Raw genomic sequence first — 2,119 nt, forward strand, 5'->3', positions numbered from 1 at the left:
ACGCCACGGAGCGGGAGATTAATTATTACACTCATGACCTATTACCACCTTTTTTATTTTTCATCATTTTCTCATATTACAACATCGATATTTAAACTTTATGAATATCGATATTTAAACTTTATGAATATTGGTATTATCCTGTTAATTACTCCTTGCTCTTTACTCAATAAAAAATTTAAATACAAACAATACATTACATATACCTATATAAATATTATATCTGGTTCATTGATATGTCTTTAACGCCCGCTTGACGGCTTCTCTGTGGAGGGGTGTCTGCCACGCCACGTATCTCCCGATGCCGAGCTCTGGATCTCTCTCGGGCGGCGGCTGATCTATCCAGCTCTCGGGGCTTCTCTCTGGGAGGTGGTATATGATGAGGTTTTTCTCGACTAGTTCGTCAACTAACTCCCTGGACGCGCTGTGCCAGAGGTGGTCGGGATCCTCGACGGCTTCTCTAAGGTGGTTTTCCCACCTCTTGAGGAAGTGGTGTGTGAGCCCCTTTTCTCTGATTATGCTGTTTGTGACCCGGCTGTGGTCCCAGCGCGCCTCGTAGAGTTTTGCCAGGGCTCTGGGGTTTCCGCCTGTCAGCCGCCACGCCTCTTCGGGGCTGGGCTTCTCGCCGGGCAACCGGCTGTACAGCTCTTCAAACCCGTCTCTCGGCATGTTCCACATGGGGTCTGTGGTGGACCATAGATGTCTCCCTATCTCGCGGAGGCTTACCCCCTCGCTTGTTGCTACTACGGCTATTATCTTGTCGTAGCTGGCGGGTGGGTGCTCTAATATGCCGAGGAGGCCTTTTACGTAGAGCGCCGCCTTGTCTAAGCCGATGGCTTGGAAGGCGTCGTCGATTATTAAGGCGAGTCTCCCCCTTCTCCTCCTAATCAACTCCTTGGCCACGTCTACCGCCACCCACGCCGCCCTGGCCCACGCCTCGCTTGAAGACTCCCGGAGGCTTTCCAGAAGCCTCTTTCTCAACTCCCCAACCCCCACCTCGGCCGACACCTCCTGCTCCACCGGGTTTATATACACAACATCGAAGCCCAGCTCTCTCAGCAACTGAGCCGACTGCCTCAGCCAAGCAGTCTTGCCGCAACCCTCAGGGCCGTAGACCACGTGGGGGAGGGCGGTACCCCTCTCTGCCCACTCCTCTACCTTCCGGAGTGCCTTCTCTCTATCTACAAACTCGACTTCAAGGTTGGCGAAGCCGAGTTTGATTTTTTTCATGTCTCTGGAAGACCTCGTGGGCTTAGTTGCGGGGCTCCGGCGCCGGTTGCTACCTCCAGCGCCTTTCTGGGGGTGGGGTAGGGGTGCTCCACGTCTAGAGGGGTGGAGGTGTTTTAAGTATCTTACGCGCGTTGTAAACCCCCAATGGGGGTTTTCGGCTTGTTAGACGGCCAACCTGGCCTGGGCGTTCTGCGGCGGGGGCGTGCCGCGGTTTCTGGGGGTTCCGGTGCCGCCTCCGTCTGCGGCGCTGGCGGCGGATCTCTGCGGCTGGTTTGCTGTCACGTGCGGTTTTGGAGCTTGAGCGTGCCTCCTGCAACGCGGCGCTGACGTGGCCAGAGCCGTCTGGGGCTTGCGGCTAGGTGTAGAGCTGTCTCTTCAGGTCTTTTAGGGCGTTTTCCAGCTCTGGAGTCCACCTAATCCTTTCTCTTAGATCTTCGACTTTCTGGATAAGCTCTTTGATGAGTAGTAGGATGTCTTTTGCGGCTTCTTCTCTTGTACGGTATTTTGAGAGGGCCATGTCGGGGTCTGGGCCGTGGTACTGGTAGTCGTGTAGCTTAAGTGCCTTGTCTGTGGCGAAGGAAAGTTTTGTGTGGCCTGTGTCTTCAAGCATCTGCGACAGCGCGGTCATTCTGCTGGTGGGCACCCGAGGCACGGCGGTTGTCTCCAGCCAGCGCCTCTCCTCGTCGCTTTTGGCGACTTCCTTAAGCCTGTCCAGCTCGAGCCTGAGGAGTGCCGCCATCAGCGCTTTCCACGCCTGGAAGGCTTTGCCGGCGGCGTTTCTCACAAGGCCCCGCTTTAGGTACTCAAGAGCGAGGCCCGCCTCAACAAGCGCCTCTAGAAGACGCGCCGAGACGTAGTCCTCAGCGGAGGGCTTAGGTAGGGGCCTCTC

The 2,119-nt window shown here is 55.6% G+C and carries 2 protein-coding genes; both read right to left on the minus strand.

What is annotated here, in order from left to right; all coding sequences use genetic code 11:
* Positions 1 to 228: 228 nt before the first annotated feature.
* Positions 229 to 1,230, minus strand: a complete 1,002-nt coding sequence (locus tag ACP5J3_RS13590) for an ATP-binding protein (RefSeq protein ID WP_428496176.1) — start codon at positions 1,228 to 1,230, stop codon at positions 229 to 231.
* A 355-nt stretch (positions 1,231 to 1,585) separates the two neighbouring features.
* Positions 1,586 to 2,119 (minus strand): PaREP1 family protein (locus ACP5J3_RS13595; RefSeq protein ID WP_428496177.1); only part of this gene is annotated, 534 nt, incomplete at its 5' end.

The organism is Pyrobaculum sp. (assembly GCF_049971835.1).
Classification (GTDB): domain Archaea; phylum Thermoproteota; class Thermoprotei; order Thermoproteales; family Thermoproteaceae; genus Pyrobaculum.

What these genes read in the sequence shown, in the direction of transcription:
- ACP5J3_RS13590 (WP_428496176.1), bottom strand. Translation starts at nt 1,230, where the DNA reads ATGAAAAAAATCAAACTCGGCTTCGCCAACCTTGAAGTCGAGTTTGTA.